The sequence below is a fragment of the Kribbella pittospori genome, from assembly GCF_004331465.1.
GTDB classification, from domain to species: Bacteria; Actinomycetota; Actinomycetes; order Propionibacteriales; family Kribbellaceae; genus Kribbella; species Kribbella pittospori.
Genome location: NZ_SJKB01000005.1, coordinates 143,899 through 159,618, shown reverse-complemented (window position 1 = coordinate 159,618; position 15,720 = coordinate 143,899). Strand labels below are relative to the sequence as shown.

The 15,720-nt window shown below is 69.2% G+C and carries 15 protein-coding genes; 7 read left to right on the top strand and 8 right to left on the bottom strand.

Annotated features, from left to right (window positions below; all coding sequences use genetic code 11):
* The first annotated feature begins 7 nt into the window (after positions 1-7).
* The gene (locus E0H73_RS17555) at positions 8-1,567 is read left to right on the top strand and encodes an adenylate/guanylate cyclase domain-containing protein (protein WP_131357034.1); all 1,560 of its coding nucleotides are present in this window, start codon (positions 8-10) and stop codon (positions 1,565-1,567) included.
* Here E0H73_RS17555 and E0H73_RS17550 read toward each other — a convergent pair.
* Genes E0H73_RS17550 through E0H73_RS17540 form a run of 3 tightly spaced genes read right to left on the bottom strand, consistent with a single transcriptional unit; the run spans position 1,502 to position 3,848 of the window.
* Positions 1,502-2,251: a MerR family transcriptional regulator gene (locus E0H73_RS17550; RefSeq protein WP_131357031.1), complete on the bottom strand. Its 750-nt coding sequence runs from the start codon at positions 2,249-2,251 to the stop codon at positions 1,502-1,504. The two genes, E0H73_RS17555 and E0H73_RS17550, sit on opposite strands and share 66 nt — an antisense overlap.
* Positions 2,252-2,280: 29 nt before the next feature.
* On the bottom strand, positions 2,281-3,033 hold the full coding sequence (locus E0H73_RS17545) for an SDR family oxidoreductase (RefSeq protein WP_131357028.1): 753 nt from the start codon (positions 3,031-3,033) through the stop codon (positions 2,281-2,283).
* Between the two features lie 20 nt (positions 3,034-3,053).
* Entirely contained in the window at positions 3,054-3,848 is a 795-nt protein-coding gene (locus tag E0H73_RS17540; RefSeq protein ID WP_131357025.1) for a GNAT family N-acetyltransferase, read from the bottom strand.
* 111 nt (positions 3,849-3,959) lie between these two features.
* Here E0H73_RS17540 and E0H73_RS17535 point away from each other — a divergent pair, with 111 nt between their 5' ends.
* Positions 3,960-4,751: an ArsR/SmtB family transcription factor gene (locus E0H73_RS17535; RefSeq protein WP_131358042.1), complete on the top strand. Its 792-nt coding sequence runs from the start codon at positions 3,960-3,962 to the stop codon at positions 4,749-4,751.
* 3 nt (positions 4,752-4,754) lie between these two features.
* On the opposite strand, the gene E0H73_RS17530 is transcribed toward E0H73_RS17535, so the two are convergent.
* The 3 genes from E0H73_RS17530 to E0H73_RS17520 form a co-directional block, all read right to left on the bottom strand.
* Entirely contained in the window at positions 4,755-6,887 is a 2,133-nt protein-coding gene (locus E0H73_RS17530; protein ID WP_131357022.1) for a RecQ family ATP-dependent DNA helicase, read from the bottom strand.
* 68 nt (positions 6,888-6,955) lie between these two features.
* Positions 6,956-7,435 (bottom strand): redox-sensitive transcriptional activator SoxR, encoded by a 480-nt coding sequence (gene soxR, locus E0H73_RS17525; RefSeq protein ID WP_131357020.1) that lies wholly within the window; start codon positions 7,433-7,435, stop codon positions 6,956-6,958.
* 46 nt (positions 7,436-7,481) lie between these two features.
* Positions 7,482-8,756: an MFS transporter gene (locus E0H73_RS17520; RefSeq protein WP_238164056.1), complete on the bottom strand. Its 1,275-nt coding sequence runs from the start codon at positions 8,754-8,756 to the stop codon at positions 7,482-7,484.
* Between the two features lie 70 nt (positions 8,757-8,826).
* On the opposite strand from E0H73_RS17520, the gene E0H73_RS17515 reads away from it, so the two are divergent.
* Positions 8,827-9,822, top strand: a complete 996-nt coding sequence (locus E0H73_RS17515) for a GlxA family transcriptional regulator (RefSeq protein ID WP_131357014.1) — start codon at positions 8,827-8,829, stop codon at positions 9,820-9,822.
* A gap of 6 nt (positions 9,823-9,828) precedes the next feature.
* On the opposite strand, the gene E0H73_RS17510 is transcribed toward E0H73_RS17515, so the two are convergent.
* Complete coding sequence (locus E0H73_RS17510) at positions 9,829-10,956, bottom strand: M24 family metallopeptidase (RefSeq protein WP_131357011.1); 1,128 nt, start codon at positions 10,954-10,956, stop codon at positions 9,829-9,831.
* A gap of 79 nt (positions 10,957-11,035) precedes the next feature.
* Between E0H73_RS17510 and E0H73_RS17505 the strand changes: the two genes are divergently transcribed.
* The 4 genes from E0H73_RS17505 to E0H73_RS17490 are packed head-to-tail and all read left to right on the top strand — an operon-like array spanning position 11,036 to position 14,913.
* Positions 11,036-11,854 (top strand): alpha/beta fold hydrolase, encoded by an 819-nt coding sequence (locus E0H73_RS17505; protein WP_131357008.1) that lies wholly within the window; start codon positions 11,036-11,038, stop codon positions 11,852-11,854.
* 10 nt (positions 11,855-11,864) lie between these two features.
* Positions 11,865-12,755 carry an SDR family NAD(P)-dependent oxidoreductase gene (locus E0H73_RS17500; protein WP_131357005.1) on the top strand — a complete coding sequence of 297 codons (891 nt, stop codon included), beginning with the start codon at positions 11,865-11,867 and terminating at the stop codon, positions 12,753-12,755.
* Positions 12,752-14,356, top strand: a complete 1,605-nt coding sequence (locus E0H73_RS17495; RefSeq protein ID WP_238164055.1) for an AMP-binding protein — start codon at positions 12,752-12,754, stop codon at positions 14,354-14,356. Before E0H73_RS17500 ends, E0H73_RS17495 begins: the two co-directional genes overlap by 4 nt.
* A 14-nt stretch (positions 14,357-14,370) precedes the next feature.
* Positions 14,371-14,913, top strand: coding sequence for a DUF6882 domain-containing protein (locus E0H73_RS17490; protein WP_131357002.1), 543 nt, complete (start codon positions 14,371-14,373; stop codon positions 14,911-14,913).
* Here E0H73_RS17490 and E0H73_RS17485 read toward each other — a convergent pair.
* Positions 14,910-15,701: a TIGR03619 family F420-dependent LLM class oxidoreductase gene (locus E0H73_RS17485; RefSeq protein ID WP_131356999.1), complete on the bottom strand. Its 792-nt coding sequence runs from the start codon at positions 15,699-15,701 to the stop codon at positions 14,910-14,912. The two genes, E0H73_RS17490 and E0H73_RS17485, sit on opposite strands and share 4 nt — an antisense overlap.
* Positions 15,702-15,720: the final 19 nt, after the last annotated feature.

Sequence of the window (15,720 nt, the reverse complement as noted above, 5' to 3'; positions counted from 1 at the left end):
TGTCACCATGATGTCCGAGGGACGACCCGAACTCGTGCTGAAGCGTCGGCCGTTCGGATCGTGGCTGCTCGGACCGGCCGATCAGAGTACGACGCTGTTGCGGTTCCGGCTGCAGGTGCTGATGACAACCTTCTCGATCGTCACCAACCTGATCGGTGCCGCGGTCGTGTTCGTGCTGGCGGTCTTCGTACTGCCGGGGCCACCGCTCGTCGACGAGCTCCAGCTCGCCGAGGCCATCGTCATCCCGCTGTACTTCCTTCTCGCGGTGGCGATCGGCTGCATCTGGAGCACGCGGCTCACCCGCCATGTCACCCGGTGGGTCGACGAGGAACGGCCCGCCACCCGCAAGGAGCAGCTCGCGACGCTCCAACTGCCGCTGCGGCTGACGTTGATCGAGGTGCTGCTCTGGGCGGTCGCCGGGGTGATCTTCACCGCGATGACACTCGCGCTCCAGGCGGAGAACGCCCTCCGCGTCGCGGCCACGGTGTTCGACGGCATGATCATCACCTGCACGATCTCCTACCTGCTGACCGAGTTCGCACTCCGGCCGGTCGCCGCGCGGGCGCTGGCCGATTCCTCACCGCCGCGCCGGGTGCTCGCGGCAGGTCTCAAGGCCCGCATCGTGATCTTCTGGGCGGTCGGCTCCGGAGTACCGGTGGCCGGCCTGATGCTCGCGGCCATCGTCGCCCTGTTCGAGAAGGACGTCTCCGCGACCCGGCTCTCGGTCGTGATCCTTGCCCTGGGCATCGTGGCCATCGGCAACGGCTGGTTGCTCACCGTGCTGTCGGCGCGGTCGGTGGTCGCCCCGGTGCGGTCGGTCCGCAACGCGCTCGCGCTGATCGGCGAGGGAGAGCTCGACATCCGCATCCCGGTCTTCGACGGCACCGAGCTCGGCTCGCTGCAGTCCGGCTTCAACCAGATGGCCGAAGGGCTGCGCGAACGCGAGCGGATCCGGGACGTCTTCGGCCGGTACGTCGGTCCGGACGTGGTGCAGGAGGCGCTCGCGAGTGATCGGCTCGGCGGTGAGGATCGTTTCGTCGCCGTCCTCTTCGTCGACCTGATCGGCTCGACCGAGCTCGCCGCCGAGCGTCCACCGGCCGAGGTGGTGCAGTTGCTGAACCGCTTCTTCACGATCGTGGTCGACGAGGTCGATCAGCAAGGCGGGTTCGTCAACAAGTTCGCCGGCGACGCCGCGCTCGCGATCTTCGGCGCCCCGGCCGAGCTCCCGGACGCGGCCGGGAGCGCACTCCGGGCCGCTCGCACGCTGGCATCCCGGCTCGACGAAGAGCTGCCCGAGGTCACTGCCGGCATCGGCGTCACCGCGGGCATCGTGGTCGCCGGCACGGTCGGCGACGTACGACGGCACGAATACACGGTCATCGGCGACCCGGTGAACGAGGCCGCCCGCCTCAGCGAACTCGCCAAGTCGACGCCCGGCCGGCTGATCGCCTCGATGACCGCCGTCTCCGAGGCAGTCCCGACCGAGGCGCAGTACTGGCACTCAAGTGACCAGGTGACCGTCAGGGGCCGCGCCACCCCGACCCACCTGGCCATCCCTCTCCTGTAGGAGCTGGTACAGCAAGGCCGCACCGTGCAGCATCGCGTGCGTCTGCCGGTTGTGCGCGGCCCGGCGCTCGGCGATCGCACTGCGAAGAGCCTCGGTATTGCCGGTACGACGGAGTCCGTCGAGGACAGGCCTGATCTGCTCGAAGTAGTAGCGCCCCTGGCGCAGCATGTGGATGATCCGGGCATCACGGATCTGCTCCGGTCCGTACTTCCGGTACTTCGTCCCGGGCTCGCGCGTCGGCGACAGCAACCCCGCCGCCTCCCAGACGCGCAGCGCCGAGGTACGCACTCCCAACTGATGCGCGAGCTCACCGACCAGCAACGACGGACCGTTGGCCGGCGCCTCGTCCAGGAACTCAGCCGCCATCGCCCCGAGCGCCTCGCTCGCCGCATCGGTCGCCAGCCGTTGCTGATGCAGCCCGGCATGCGCGGCGTCGACCAGCCGGTAGGCGAGCTCGTGGTCACCCTCATGAACGGCCTGCATGATCGACGTCGCCACCTCAGGCCCGAACCCAGGCGCCAGCGCCCGATAGGTCAGCAGCGCGGACAGATGCTCCTCGTCGTACTGGCGGTACCCGCTCGCACTCCGCGGCGCCGGCGGCAGGATCCCGGCCGCCTCGTAGTTGCGCACCAACTGCGTCGAGACCCCAGCCCGCCGCGCCAGATCCACCGGCCGCAACCCCACGCCGTACCTCCGTTCAAGAGCTCCGGCTGTCAGCGGCCGCCGGAGACGTCGAGGGTGGTGCCGGTCATGTACGACGAGCGATCGGAAGCGAGGAAGGCGATCGCCTCGGCGACTTCCTCCGGCTTGCCGGTGCGGGCCAGGGGTGGCGTTGTGCCGATGCGGTCCAGGCGGCCGGGCTCGTGAATGTCGGTCTCGATCAGGCCCGGGCGGACTCCGAGAACGCGAATGCCCTCTGTTGCGACTTCGTTCGCCAGACCGATGGTGAGCGCGTCCACGGCCGCCTTGCTGGCCGCGTAGTCGACGTACTCGCCCGCCGCACCGAGCACGGCTGCCCGCGACGACACGTTGACGATCACTCCCCCGGTACCGCCGTACGCCGTGGACATCCGCCGTACCGCGGCGCCCGCGACCAGGAAGGCGCTGATCGAGTTGATCCGGAAGACCCGCTCCAGCCGTTCGGCGTCGTAGTCCGCGACCCGGCCGGTCGGTGACACGATGCCGGCATTGTTGATCACGGCACCGATCGGCCCGAGTGCGGCGGTGACAGTGTCGAAGAGGTGCTCGATCTGGTCCGCCTCGAGCATGTCGGCCTGGATCGCGATCGCGCGGCGGCCGAGGTCCGAGCACGCCTTCACGACGCGTGCTGCCTCGTCGGAGCGGGTCCGGTAGTTCACGCCCACGTCCCACCCGTCGGCCGCCAGAGCGACCGAGGCCGCGGCGCCGATGCCGCGGCTCCCACCGGTGATCACAGCGACCCCGCGCCGTCCGTCAGTCCCAGTCATGCCCCCTACCCTGTCATGCCTTACGCAGCAGGCGGCAGAGTGAACTGCAGCTGGGTCTCCGTGTCTTCGAAGCCGAGCGCGCGATACAGCCGGATCGCGAGGTACTCCGGGTCCGCCACCATCACCAGCGTCCGCGCACCACCGTCGGTCAGCCCGTACGTCGACGCGTGGTGGACCAGCGTGCTCGCGATGCCGCGGTTGCGGTCGTCCGGGTGGGTCTGCACGTGCTGGAATCGCGCCAGACCGTTGCCGTCGAACATCAGTCCGAGCGAGCTCTGCAACCGGCCATCGTCGAACGCACCGAACCACTTGCCGTGCCCGGCTTCCACCAGCGCTCGCTGCGCCGCGTCCCTGCGCCGGGTGAACTCGACGTACCCGTCGTCGACCTTCATGGTCGCGGTCGCCAGGCCGAGCTGCGTCAGCTGCTCCCAGTCGTCGTCGCTGGTGAGGAACCGGTACGTCGACTCGTCGTCGGGCCGGCGGGGCGCGACGACCTCGCTCGCGGTCATCACCACGTTGCGGTCGACTGTGAACCCGGCCGCGGCCAGCTCGTCCTCGACCCCGATCTCGCCGTCGACGCTGTCGATGCCGAAGGCAACATGCTTCGCGGCCGGGAACTCGGCGCGGTACGTCTCCAGCCGGGCCTTCACGTCACCGGCGGCGAAGATCGAGCGGTACAGCAGGAAGTTCCCCCACCAGTACGCCGGGTTCGCCGGCGTCCGGATCACGACGTACTCACCGGTGTCCTGGAACTCGCTGCCGCTCAGCTCCAGCAGCAACAGATCGGTCCGGTAGCCGAGGCTCTTGATCTCCACCCGCTCATCCTCCAGCGTCCGTCAATCGGATTCGGGTGTTGACATGCAGCCGTTTGGCTGCCTATGGTCAGTCGTGCAGCCAGACGGCTGCATATCTCTGATCGGAGCGTGATGGACGACGAGGTGTTCCGCGCCCTGGCCGACCCCAGCCGCCGGCAGCTGCTCGACATGCTGAACGCGCGCAACGGCCAGACGCTGCGGGAGCTCTGCGCCGGCCTCGACATGGCCCGGCAGTCGGTGAGCAAGCACCTCGCCGTTCTCGAGTCGGCGAACCTCGTCACCACCGTGTGGCGGGGCCGGGAGAAGCTGCACCACCTCAACGCCGAGCCGATCAACGCCATCGCCGAGCGCTGGATCAACCGGTACGACCGCCGGCGGGTCGAGCTGTTCGCCGATCTCAAGACGGTTCTGGAGGCCGAAACCATGGACGACAACGACTTCGTCTACACCACGTACATCAAGACCACGCCGGAGCGGTTGTGGCAGGCACTGACCGATCCGAAGTTCACCGAGCAGTACTGGGGTGTCCAGTTCGAGACCGACTGGAAGGCCGGCTCCGAGCTGGTCTGGCACCAGGGTGACGTGACGATGGCTGGGCCGGGGCAGTTCGTGCTGGAGCACGATCCGTACACGCGGTTGTCCTACGCCTGGCATCACATCACGCCCGAGTTCGCCAAGGCGGTGGACCTGGACGACGACCTCTACCGCAGGGCCAGCGCCGAGCCGCTGTCCACGGCGACCTTCGAGCTCGTGCCGGCCGGCGACCAGGTCAAGCTGACCGTCATCCACAGCGGCTTCGGGCCGGACAGTGCCATCCGCGAGATGGTCAGCGAGGGCTGGGTCGCACTCCTGTCCGACCTCAAGTCCTTCGTCGAATCCACCCCGGAACTCGCGGCCGTGTAGTCCTTACGGACGCTTGTGGATGAGCAGTGGGAGGACGGCTGCCGCGCCCGACTCGCGCAGCTTCGCGGCAGCGATCGTGACGGGCCACTGTGAGGAACTGGCGTCGACGAGCAGCAGGACGGTCCGGCCGGCCACCGACTGTGCAGTCTGGTCGTCGACGTGCAGGCCGTCGCGCCAGACCTTGGCCTCCTCGGCCGAGGACAGATCGTCGGTGAAGCCGGTCGGGTTGATCGTCAGCTCTGCACGGTCGAGGTGACCGACGGACGCAACGTGGTCGGCGATCGCCGAAGTCAGCCGGCCGTGGCCGGCAGCCGGCAGCGGTACGACGACCTCGGGGCGAGCCGACCAACTGCTACGCCAGCGGGACAAGGCGGCGACGGCACCCGACTTCAACGCCTCCACCGGCTCGGCGGGGAGCTCTGCGTCCGCGTTGAGCGTGGCACGGAGGACTTCACGCCACTCGGGTGCATCGGCGTAGATGAGGCTCCGGCCGGGCTCGGCCATCAGCTCGGCAGGAATGCGTCCCTTCGCACCGAACGCGCCGCCCGGCCACATCTTCCGCGGCTCCAGCACATGCACCTCGCCCCGCAGCAGGCGCGTGATCGTCGCCACCGTCTCGGCGTGCGCTGTCGCCACCAGTGGATCCGGCAATGCCCCGAGGCACACCGAGCACCGACCGCACGGCTCGGCCGAGGGATCGTCCAGCGACTCCTGGAGCAGTTGCATCAGGCAACGGTCACCACGTGTGTAGGCGCGCATGATGTCCGCCTCGCGCCGCCGTACCGCGACGATCCCGTCGTAGTGCCCGGCGTCGAAGGTCCACTCCACGCCGGTCCGCACCCAGCCGCGCTCGACCCGATCGACCGCGCCGTCGACCGCCAATTGCTTCAGCATCAGCTCGACCCGGGTCCGGCGCAGTCCGGTCTCCGCCTCCAGCATGGGGACGGTCGCCGGTTGATCCGGCCCGTACCCGTCGAGAGCCTGGAGCAGACGATTCACGTTCTCCGGGACCGGGATGGTCGCGGTCGCGAAGTAGTCCCACACACCGGCATCCGCGTCCGACGGCAGCAACGCCACGATCGCGTGGTCGATGCCACGCCCGGCCCGCCCGACCTGCTGGTAGTACGACACCGGCGACGGAGGCGATCCGACGTGTACGACGAACCCCAGGTCGGGCTTGTCGTACCCCATCCCGAGCGCCGAGGTCGCGATCAGCGCCTTCAACTGGTTCGCCCGCAGCGCATCCTCGAGACTCTCCCGCTCCCCCGCCTCCAACCCACCGGTGTACGCCGCGACCGGGACGTCGCGACCGTGGACCTCCTGGATCGTCGCCGCCAGCCGCTGCGCATCGGCCACGGTGAGCGTGTAGACGATCCCCGATCCCGGCAGCTTCGGCAGGTGATCCACCACCCACGCGAACCGATCCAACGGCGACAACGCATCGACGACCGCGAGTTGCAGACTCGATCGCGCCAGCGGACCTCGCAGTACCAGCGTGGACTCGCCCAACTGATGCGCGACATCGTCCGTGACGCGTGAGTTCGCCGTCGCCGTCGTCGCCAGGACCGGAGTCTTCGGGTTGAGCTGCTGCAGTACGTCGGACACCCGGCGGTAGTCCGGCCGGAAGTCATGACCCCAGTCCGACACCGCGTGCGCCTCGTCGATCACCAGCAGCCCGACCTGGCCGGCCAGCCCGTCGAGCACCCGCCGCCCGAAGCCCGGATTCGCGAGCCGCTCAGGCGACACCAGCAGTACGTCGATGCCGCCGGAACGCAGGTCGTGCTCGATGCTCGACCACTCGTCGATGTTGTTCGAGTTCAGCGTCGCCGCGCGAAGACCAGCGCGACTCGCGGCCGCGACCTGGTCCCGCATCAACGACAGCAACGGCGACACGACGAGCGTTGGGCCAGCTCCCTCAGCCCGGCGGATCGCGGTCGCGGCCCAATAGACAGCCGACTTCCCCCACCCGGTCGCTTGCACGACCAGCACTCGCGCGCCCGCCTCACACAGGGCGGCGACCGCCGTCTCCTGATCCGGCCGCAACCGCGCGCTCTCGCCCGCGATCGCCTGGATCACGCCACCCGCGATCCCCGCGCGCGTGTCGGTCAGAGTGAGCGTCGCACTGGAGTCAGCCATGCCGAAACCCTAGACGCCCGCACCCCCAGTTCGCTGGGCGCGGCCGCCGACCTGTGGAAAACCCTCGGTCAGGCGCACTTTCCGGGATGGCACGGCTCGCCGTTCGTCGACACCAGTCGTTGTGGACCCGGCCCGTTCGCGGCCAGGGCGTCGTACGGGTTGGCCAGGGCGCAGCGGTCGAGGGACAGGCAGCCGCAGCCGACACAGTCCTTGAAGTCGTCCCGGAGCTGCTCGAGGTGCAGGATGCGCTTGTCGAGCTCGGCCTGCCAGCACTCCGAGATGCGCTCCCAGTCCTGCCGGGTCGGCGTGCGGTTCTCCGGCAGCAACGCCAGGATCGCCGCCACCTCCGCGAGCGGGATGCCGACCCTTTGCGCGATCCGGATCAAGGCCACCCGGCGCAGGGTGTCGCGCTTGTAGCGGCGCTGGTTGCCCGACGTACGGCGACTCACGATCAGGTGCTGCCGCTCGTAGAAATGCAGCGCCGAGATCGCCACACCACTGCGCTGCGACAGCTGCCCGACCGTCAATTCACCTGGCTCGATGTCCACCGCTCCGCCCTCCAACCTCAACCTAGATCGAGGCTAGCTCAGAGCGTCAGGCGGTCACGAGTCGACGTCCGATGCTCGCGGACATCAGCGCGGCCGCCGCACACAGTCCACCGGCCAAGTACCAGGCGAGGTTGTAGCTGCCCTGCACGTCGCGGATCGCGCCCGCACCGGTGGCGGCCAGCGCCGCTCCGATCTGGTGCGACGCGAACACCCAGCCGAACACGATCGGCCCGTCCACTCCGAACCACTCCCGGCACAGCGCCACCGTCGGCGGTACGGTCGCGACCCAGTCCAGGCCGTAGAAGACGATGAACACCCAGACGCTCGGCTGCGCGGTCGGACCGAGCAGCGACGGCAGGATCAGCAGCGACAGCCCGCGGAGCGAGTAATAGCCGATCAGCAGGTACCGCGGATCCCACCGGTCCGTCAGCCAGCCGGACACGATCGTTCCGCCGACGTCGAACACACCCACCAGCGCCAGCAGCGACGCCGCTGTCGTAGCCGGCATGCCATGGTCGTGCGCCGCGGTCACGAAGTGCGTACCGATCAAGCCATTGGTCGACGCTCCACAGATCGCGAACCCGCCGGCGAGCAACCAGAACGCCGGCCGCCGCATCGCGGTCCACAACGCAGTCACCGCGCGAAGTGCGCTGCTCCCGGTCGACTCGACCCGCTGCCCGGCAGTGCTCCCCTCCGGAGCGCCGTACGCCGTCAGTCCGACATCGCTCGGGTAGTCGCGCAGGAACAACAGCACCAGCGGTACGACCGCCAGCGCGGTGCCGGCTGCGACCAGGGCCGGTACGCGCCAGCCGTAGTTGGTCGCCAGGTTCGCGATCAGCGGCAGAAAGATCAGCTGCCCGGTCGCACCGGCCGCTGTGAGGATGCCGGTGACCAGTCCGCGGCGGGCGACGAACCAGCGACCGGTGATGGTCGCGACGAAGGTCATGGACATCGATCCGGTGCCGACACCGACCAGCAGACCCCAGCAGAGCAGCAACTGCCAGGACGAGGTCATGAAGATCGTCAGTCCGCTGCCAAGCGCGATCAGAACCAGCGCACCGCTGACCACTCGGCGCAGACCGAGCCGGTCCATCAGCGCCGCGGCGAACGGCGAGATCAGGCCGTACAGCAGCAGGTTGATCGACACCGCCGACGAGATGGTCGCGTGCGACCAGCCGAACTCGTCATGCAGCGGGTCGAGCAGCACACTCGGCACCGACCGGAACCCGGCCGCGCCGATCAGGGTCACGAACCCAACAGCGGCGACTGCCCAGGCCAGATGCACCCGGGCAGCCTTCTTCGTCGGCAGAATCTGCGTCACCCGCCTAGATTGCCGTCCGGAGGGTCGCTGAACCAGTGGCCGGACCGCCACCATGTGTCAAGATATGGCCATGACAGCCCGAGGCAAGCGACATCTGGCCGCGGTCGGCCCGCACCGGGTCGCCGTCCTGGCCCTCGAACCGGTGGTCGGCTTCGACCTGACCATCCCACCGGCTGTGCTGGGCGCCGCCACCCGGGCGGACGGCAAGCCGCTGTACGACGTCCGAGTCTGCGGCCTGGACAAGTCGCCGGTCCGGACCAGCGCCGGATTCAGCCTGATCCCGGACTACGGCCCCGAGGAGCTCGCCGAGGCCGATACCGTCATCATCCCCGGGACCTACTACCCGAAGCCTCGCAATGAGGGCATCCTGCCCGACGACCTCGCCGCTGCCCTCGCCACCATCCGGCCCGGGACGCGGATCACCTCGATCTGCACCGGCGCGTTCGTGCTCGCCGCGGCGGGTTACCTGGACGGGCGGCCGGCCACGACGCACTGGAAGCGGGCCGAACTGTTCCGCCGCATCTACCCGCACATCGATCTGCAGGAGGAGTTGCTGTTCGTCGACGACGGCGACGTGGTCACGTCCGCCGGTCTGGCCGCCGGCGTCGACATGTGCCTGCACCTGATCCGTCGCGACTTCGGCAGCGAGGTCGCCAACCGCGCTGCGCGGAGCTGCGTCGTACCGCCGTGGCGGGACGGTGGTCAGTCCCAGTTCATCGAGCGCGTCGTACCGGACGAAGGCACCGACGGTACGGCGCCCACCCGGGCGTGGGCGCTGCAGCGGCTCGACGAGGAGCTGACCTTGCCGGGGCTGGCCGCGCATGCCCGGATGAGCGTGCGTACGTTCAGCCGCCGGTTCAAGGCCGAGACCGGGCAGTCGCCGGGTGCGTGGCTGCTACAGCAGCGCGTGCGGCATGCCTGTGAGCTGCTGGAGACGACCGACCTCCCTGTGGACCGCGTAGCCGACGCTGCTGGTCTCGGCACCGCTGCGTCGTTGCGGCACCACCTCCGCTCCGAGCTCGGGGTGTCGCCGCTCGCCTACCGCAAGACCTTCCGCGCCGGCTGACGAGCGTCAGAGCACCACGAGGTCGTGCGGCCGCTGGTTCATCGGCTCGACGCCGTCCTCGGTGACGACCACGATGTCCTCGATCCGTGCACCCCACCGGCCCGGCTGGTAGATCCCCGGCTCGACGCTGAACGCCATGCCCGGCTCGAGCAGCAATCCGTTCCCGCCGACGATGTACGGCTCCTCGTGTACGTCGAGCCCGATCCCATGACCGGTCCGGTGGATGAAGAAGTCGCCGAAACCGGCTGCCGCGATCACGTCCCGCGCCGCCGCGTCGATCGACTCCGCGGACACCCCCGGACGCACTGCGTCCACCGCTGCTTGCTGCGCATCCCGCAGTACGGCGTACGTCGCGGCGACGTCGGCGTCACGCGGTGTGCCCACGGCGTATGTCCGGGTCGAGTCCGAGTTGTAGCCCTCGGCAACGGGTCCGCCGATGTCGACCACCACGACGTCGCCCGCCTCGATGACCCGATCGGACAGCGCGTGGTGCGGGCTCGCACCGTTCGGTCCGCTGGCGACGATGACGAAGTCGGCCACGACGTGACCCTCCTCGACGATCGCGTCCGCGATGTCCGCACCAACCTCCGCCTCGGTCCGGCCTGGCCGCAGCCACTCGCCGACCCGGGCATGCACGCGGTCGATCGCCGCGCCCGCCTTCCGCAGAGCCTCAACCTCCGCGGCGTCCTTCCGCATCCGCAGCTCACGCACGATCGGTCCGGCCAGGGTCTGCTCTGCCTTGGGCAGCGCGTCTCGCATCGCCAGCACGTGGAGCGCAGGCGTGAAGTCGCTGACCGCCACTCGGTCCGAGCCGCGGAGCCGATCCGCCGCGAGGCCGTACGCATCCTCGCCGTCCACCCACGTGAGGACCTCGACGCCGAGCTCCTCCAGCGGGAGGCCGTCGTACCCCGGCGCCTCCAGCTTCGGTACGACGAGCGCCGGAGCACCTTCGGCCGGGATCACCAACATGGTGAGGCGTTCGAAGGATCCGCCGGGTTGACCGAGGAGATAGCGCAGGTCCGAGCCCGGCGCGATGAGCAGGCCGGTGCCGGCCGCGGCCTCCCGGGCACGCTCCAGGCGGGAACGGAGAACCGCGGATTCAGGGACAGGACCAAGGGGTGAGCGACGAGCCATGAGGTCGACTCTAGAACTGTCGGCGGCGATTGTTACAACTGGTTTCGCCCTGACCGGGCTTTGGCGAAAGGCGATTCTGATGACACTGCACCACGTGTCCTACGGCGACGGCACTCCCGTGCTGGCGCTGCATGGCTGGAGTCCCGATCTCCGGCTGATGACCGGCTGCCTCGAGCCGATCTTCAGCGACTTGCCGGGCTACCGCCGGCTCTATCCCGACCTGCCCGGCATGGGGAAGAGCCCGGCCGGCGACATCGACAGCTCGGACGGGATCCTCGCGGCCGTGCAGACTTTCATCGACGAGCAGATCGGCGCGGAGCCGTTCCTGCTCATCGGGGAGTCGTACGGCGGCTACCTGGCGCGAGCCCTGGCTCGGGAGAGACCGGAGCAGGTGCTCGGCCTCAGCCTGATCTGCCCGATCGGCACAGTCGTCGAGAACGCCGACCGCACCGTGCCCGAACATGTCGTACTGCGATCTGAGCCAGGTGTCGTCGAATCGCTGACCGAAGGTGAGGACTTCACCGAGCTGGCCGTCGTACAGACCGCGGAGGCCTTGGCGGCGTACCGGAAGGACATCGCGCCGGGGCTTGCGATCGCCGACGACGAGGCACTCGAGCGCATCCTGCCGAAGCGCACGTTGACGGTCGATCCGGACAGCGGTCCCGCCTACACGCGGCCGACACTGATCCTCTGCGGCCGGCAGGACTCGATCACCGGTTACGAGGACACGTACGTCCTGCTCCCCCACTATCCGCGGGCCAGCTTCGCCATCCTGGATGTCGCCGGGCACAACCTCCAGATCGAGCAACCCGGGCTCTTCGCCGCTCTGATCCGCGAGTGGCTGGAGCGGGTCGCCTACGACGCGCAGGCCCTGCCACCAGCAGCTACCAGCGGGTAATGTCACCTGTATGGTGACTGGGAAGCGGTCGATCGGGTGGTCGTTGCTTGTTGCGCTGACCAACGGTCGAGCGCGGATCGCCGACGACCAGCTTGCCGCTGCCGTCCGTGGACAGGTCATCCTGGTGACCGGGTCCTCATACGGGATCGGTGAGGCGACCGCAAGGCGGCTCGCGCGGGCCGGCGCGACCGTGCTGCTGGTGGCGCGGACGGCCGACCAACTGGACGTGGTGGCCGGCGAGATCCGGTCAGCAGGCGGTACGGCGTTCGCCTACCCCGCCACCCTGGCGGATCCGGCTGCTGTCGAGGAGCTGGTGCGCACGGTGCTGGCCGAGCACGGACACGTCGACGTGCTGGTGAGCAACGCGGGTAAGTCGATCCGGCGGTCGATCGCGGACTCGTATCAACGCTTCCACGACATCGAGCGGACGAACGCGGTCAACTACCTCGGCCCGGCCAAGCTCGTCCTCGAGCTGCTCCCGTCGATGCGCGAACGCCGCTCGGGCCACATCGTGAACGTCTCGACCGCCGGGGTGCGGACACCGCCGATGGCCCGCTGGTCGGCGTACCTGGCCTCGAAGAGCGCGTTCGATGTCTGGCTGCGATCCGTGGCGCAGGAGATCCGTGGCGACGGCGTGACCACGTCCACCGTCTACATGGGTCTCGTGCACACACGGATGAGCGAGCCGACTCCCTTGCTGAACAAGATGCCTGGACTGTCGCCGGAGCAGGCGGCCGATCAGGTGTGTACGGCGGTCGCCGAGCGGCCGCACAACATCACGCCACCGATGGTCCGGCCGGCCGATGCCTTGGGCAACCTGTTGCGGGTGCCCACCGACCGGATCTTCGAGCAGTACTTCCGACGTACCGACAGCAGGTCCAAACGCCGGAGGCAGCCGTGAGGGCGCCGCGGCCGATCGCACCGATCCGTCCGCCGGAGTGGCTGGTCCAGGGCGCGGCCGAGGTCGGTGGGGTGTCCGTCGCGTTACTCAAGTCCGGCGTCTGGCGGTCCGCGCGACCCTCGCACCTGATCGGGATCGAGCGCGCTCTGCGCCACTGGGGTCAGTCGATGGCCGCACTAGGTGTGATCGCCGCGATCCGCTATCCCGATCGCGCCGCGGTGATCGACGAGAACGGCAGTACGACGTACGCCGAGCTGGACCACCGGTGCGAACGCATCGCCGCGGCGATGCACGCCCAGCACAGGATCGTTGCCGGCAGCAAGGTCGCGGTGCTGTGCCGGAACCACCGTGGCTTCCTGGAGGCAACGCTGGCCGCCTCCCGGGTTGGCGCGGATGTGTTGTTCGTGAACACTGAGTTCGCTCCTCCGCAGCTGGCCGCGGTCCTGGAGCGGCATCGACCCGATCTACTGATCCACGACGCCGAGTTCAGCCCACCGGCAGACATCCCGTCGGTGGTCTCGGACCTCGATGAGCTCGCCAGGTCCGACGCACCCGAGGCCCCGAAGCCGGATTCACCGGGCCACATCACGATCCTCACCTCCGGCACGACCGGGACGCCGAAGGCCGCGCCGCGGGTGCCGACCGCGCTCGGCCTCGCCGGCCTGACCGCGAGTGCGCTCAACCGCATCGGGCTGCGGTCAGGCGAGCCGATGGTGATCTGCCCGCCGTTGTTCCACGGGCTCGGTCTGCTGACCTCGATGCTCGCGCTCTTCCTCGGCTCGCCGCTGGTGCTCGCCCGCCGGTTCGACGCCGGCGCGGTGCTCGCCTCGATCGAACGGACCCGAGCCGGCTCGATGGTCGCCGTACCGGTGATGCTGCGGCGGATGCTGGAACTCGGCCCGACGGAGATCGCGACGCACGAACTGCGGTCGCTGCGGGCGGTGATCTCCGGTGCGTCCGCGCTTGGCGCGCCGCTGGCCGAGCGGTTCATCACGCAGTTCGGACCGGTGTTGTGTGACGCGTACGGATCGAGCGAGGTCGGCATCGCGACGATCGCGACCTCCGCCGACCTGATCGCTGCGCCCGGGACGGTCGGGCGGCCGTGTCTCGGCAGTTCGATCCGGATCCTCGACGACAACGATCGGCCGGTGCCGACCGGCGAGACCGGACGGATCTTCGCCGGCGGCGGGCTCGTGTTCGGCGGCTACTCCGACGGCTCCAGCAAGACGGTCGTCGACGGGCGGATGAGCACCGGCGACCTCGGCCACCTGGATCGGTTCGGCCGGTTGTTCGTCGACGGCCGCGAGGACGACATGATCGTGTCGGGTGGCGAGAACGTGTACCCGGTCGAGGTCGAGGAGTGCCTGGCCAGTCACCCCGCGGTCGCCGAGGCCGCGGTGGTCGGCGTACCGGACGAAGAGTTCGGCCAACGCCTGATCGCGTACGTCGTACTCCGCGGACCGGTGTCCGAGGACGACCTGATGGCCCACGTCCGCGCGAACCTCGCCCGCTACAAGACGCCCCGCGAGATCCGCATCGTTGACGAGTTCCCCCGCAACGCCACCGGCAAGGTCCTCCGCAACAAGCTCCACGAGACCTGACAGACTTCCCCGGCATGGGACTGTTCAAGCGGGCGACGAAGCCGGCGAGCGAGGTCCGAGCGACGGCTGACGGTGAGCTCGCCACGATGCTGCTGCAGGGCGAGAACATGGTCGAACAGTTGGCCAAGGCGCACCTGACCTGGGGCCTGGGATCGGCCGACCGCTGGGACCTGGACCAGACCACCGGTCTGATCACGTGGAGCTTTCCCGACAAGGTCGCGACCGCACCCGCACAGATCCTGGGCAGCTTCAGTCCGACCTCGGGGACGTGGCTGTGGGCGTGGGCGAACCAGAGCATCCTGCCGGAGCTGAGTCGCGATGCGCTCGCGGTCCGGGACTGGGCGATGGCCAACGGCCAGGAGGCACTCGCCCGGGCCAAGGTCGAGGCAGATGAGCAGCTCGCGTCGACGCTGGTGGCGCTGGCTGTCCGGATCACCAAGGCGCGTGGCTTCTACCGCGCTCCCAGCGGTAACTCGGTTGTGGTCATCACCTTCGGCCCGGTCACCTTGACTGCTGCCGACGGGAGCACGTCCACGGTCGCGATCGAGGTCGGCTAGCTCGCTGCGCCGAGGGCGTCGCGGAAGCGGGTCATGCGGTCGATCGTGTGCTCGGGGTCGCCGAAGAAGACTGCCAGGGTCTCGGCGCCGGCTGCGGTGAGCTCGGTGCCCAGCCGGACGGCCTGGTCGAATTCTGAGTCCGGGCCGTACCAGTGCAGGCGGCTGCCGACCGTGACGTGGCGGTCGGTCTGAGCGCGGAGCTTCGCGACGGCCGCGGCGAAGGACTGCGCGTCGAGGCCCAGCGCCTGCCACTCCTCTCCGAAGCGTGCGGCGCGACGGAGGGCGGGCGCGCTGTCGCCACCGACCATGATCGGGAGCGGGGCGCGCAGCTTCGGCTCGAAGACACCGCCGCGGTCCTCACCGGCGAACAAGCCCCGGATGATCTCCAGGGACTCGTCCGTACGTCGACCCCGCTCGCGGAACGGCGCGCCGACGGCGGCGAACTCTTTCTCGGTCCACCCAACGCCGACGCCGAGCACCACTCGCTCACCGGACAGCCGGTGCAGGGTCGCTGCCTGCTTCGCGACGACGAACGGGTTGCGCAGCGGCAGGATCATCACCGAGGTGCCGAACCGGATCCGCGTCGTCCGCGCCGCGAGGTAGCCGATCGTCACCAGTGGCTCGTACACCCCGCCGTACTCTGATCCGAACTCGCCCGGCGGCAGGATGTGATCTGGCAACCACGCCGTACCGTAGCCGAGTTCCTCCGCGGCGATGGCCAGTTCGACCAGCCGTTCGGGTGGCATGGTCGCCGATTCGTCAGGCAGCACCACTTGCAGTTCGACCATGCGGCCGACGCTATCGCCT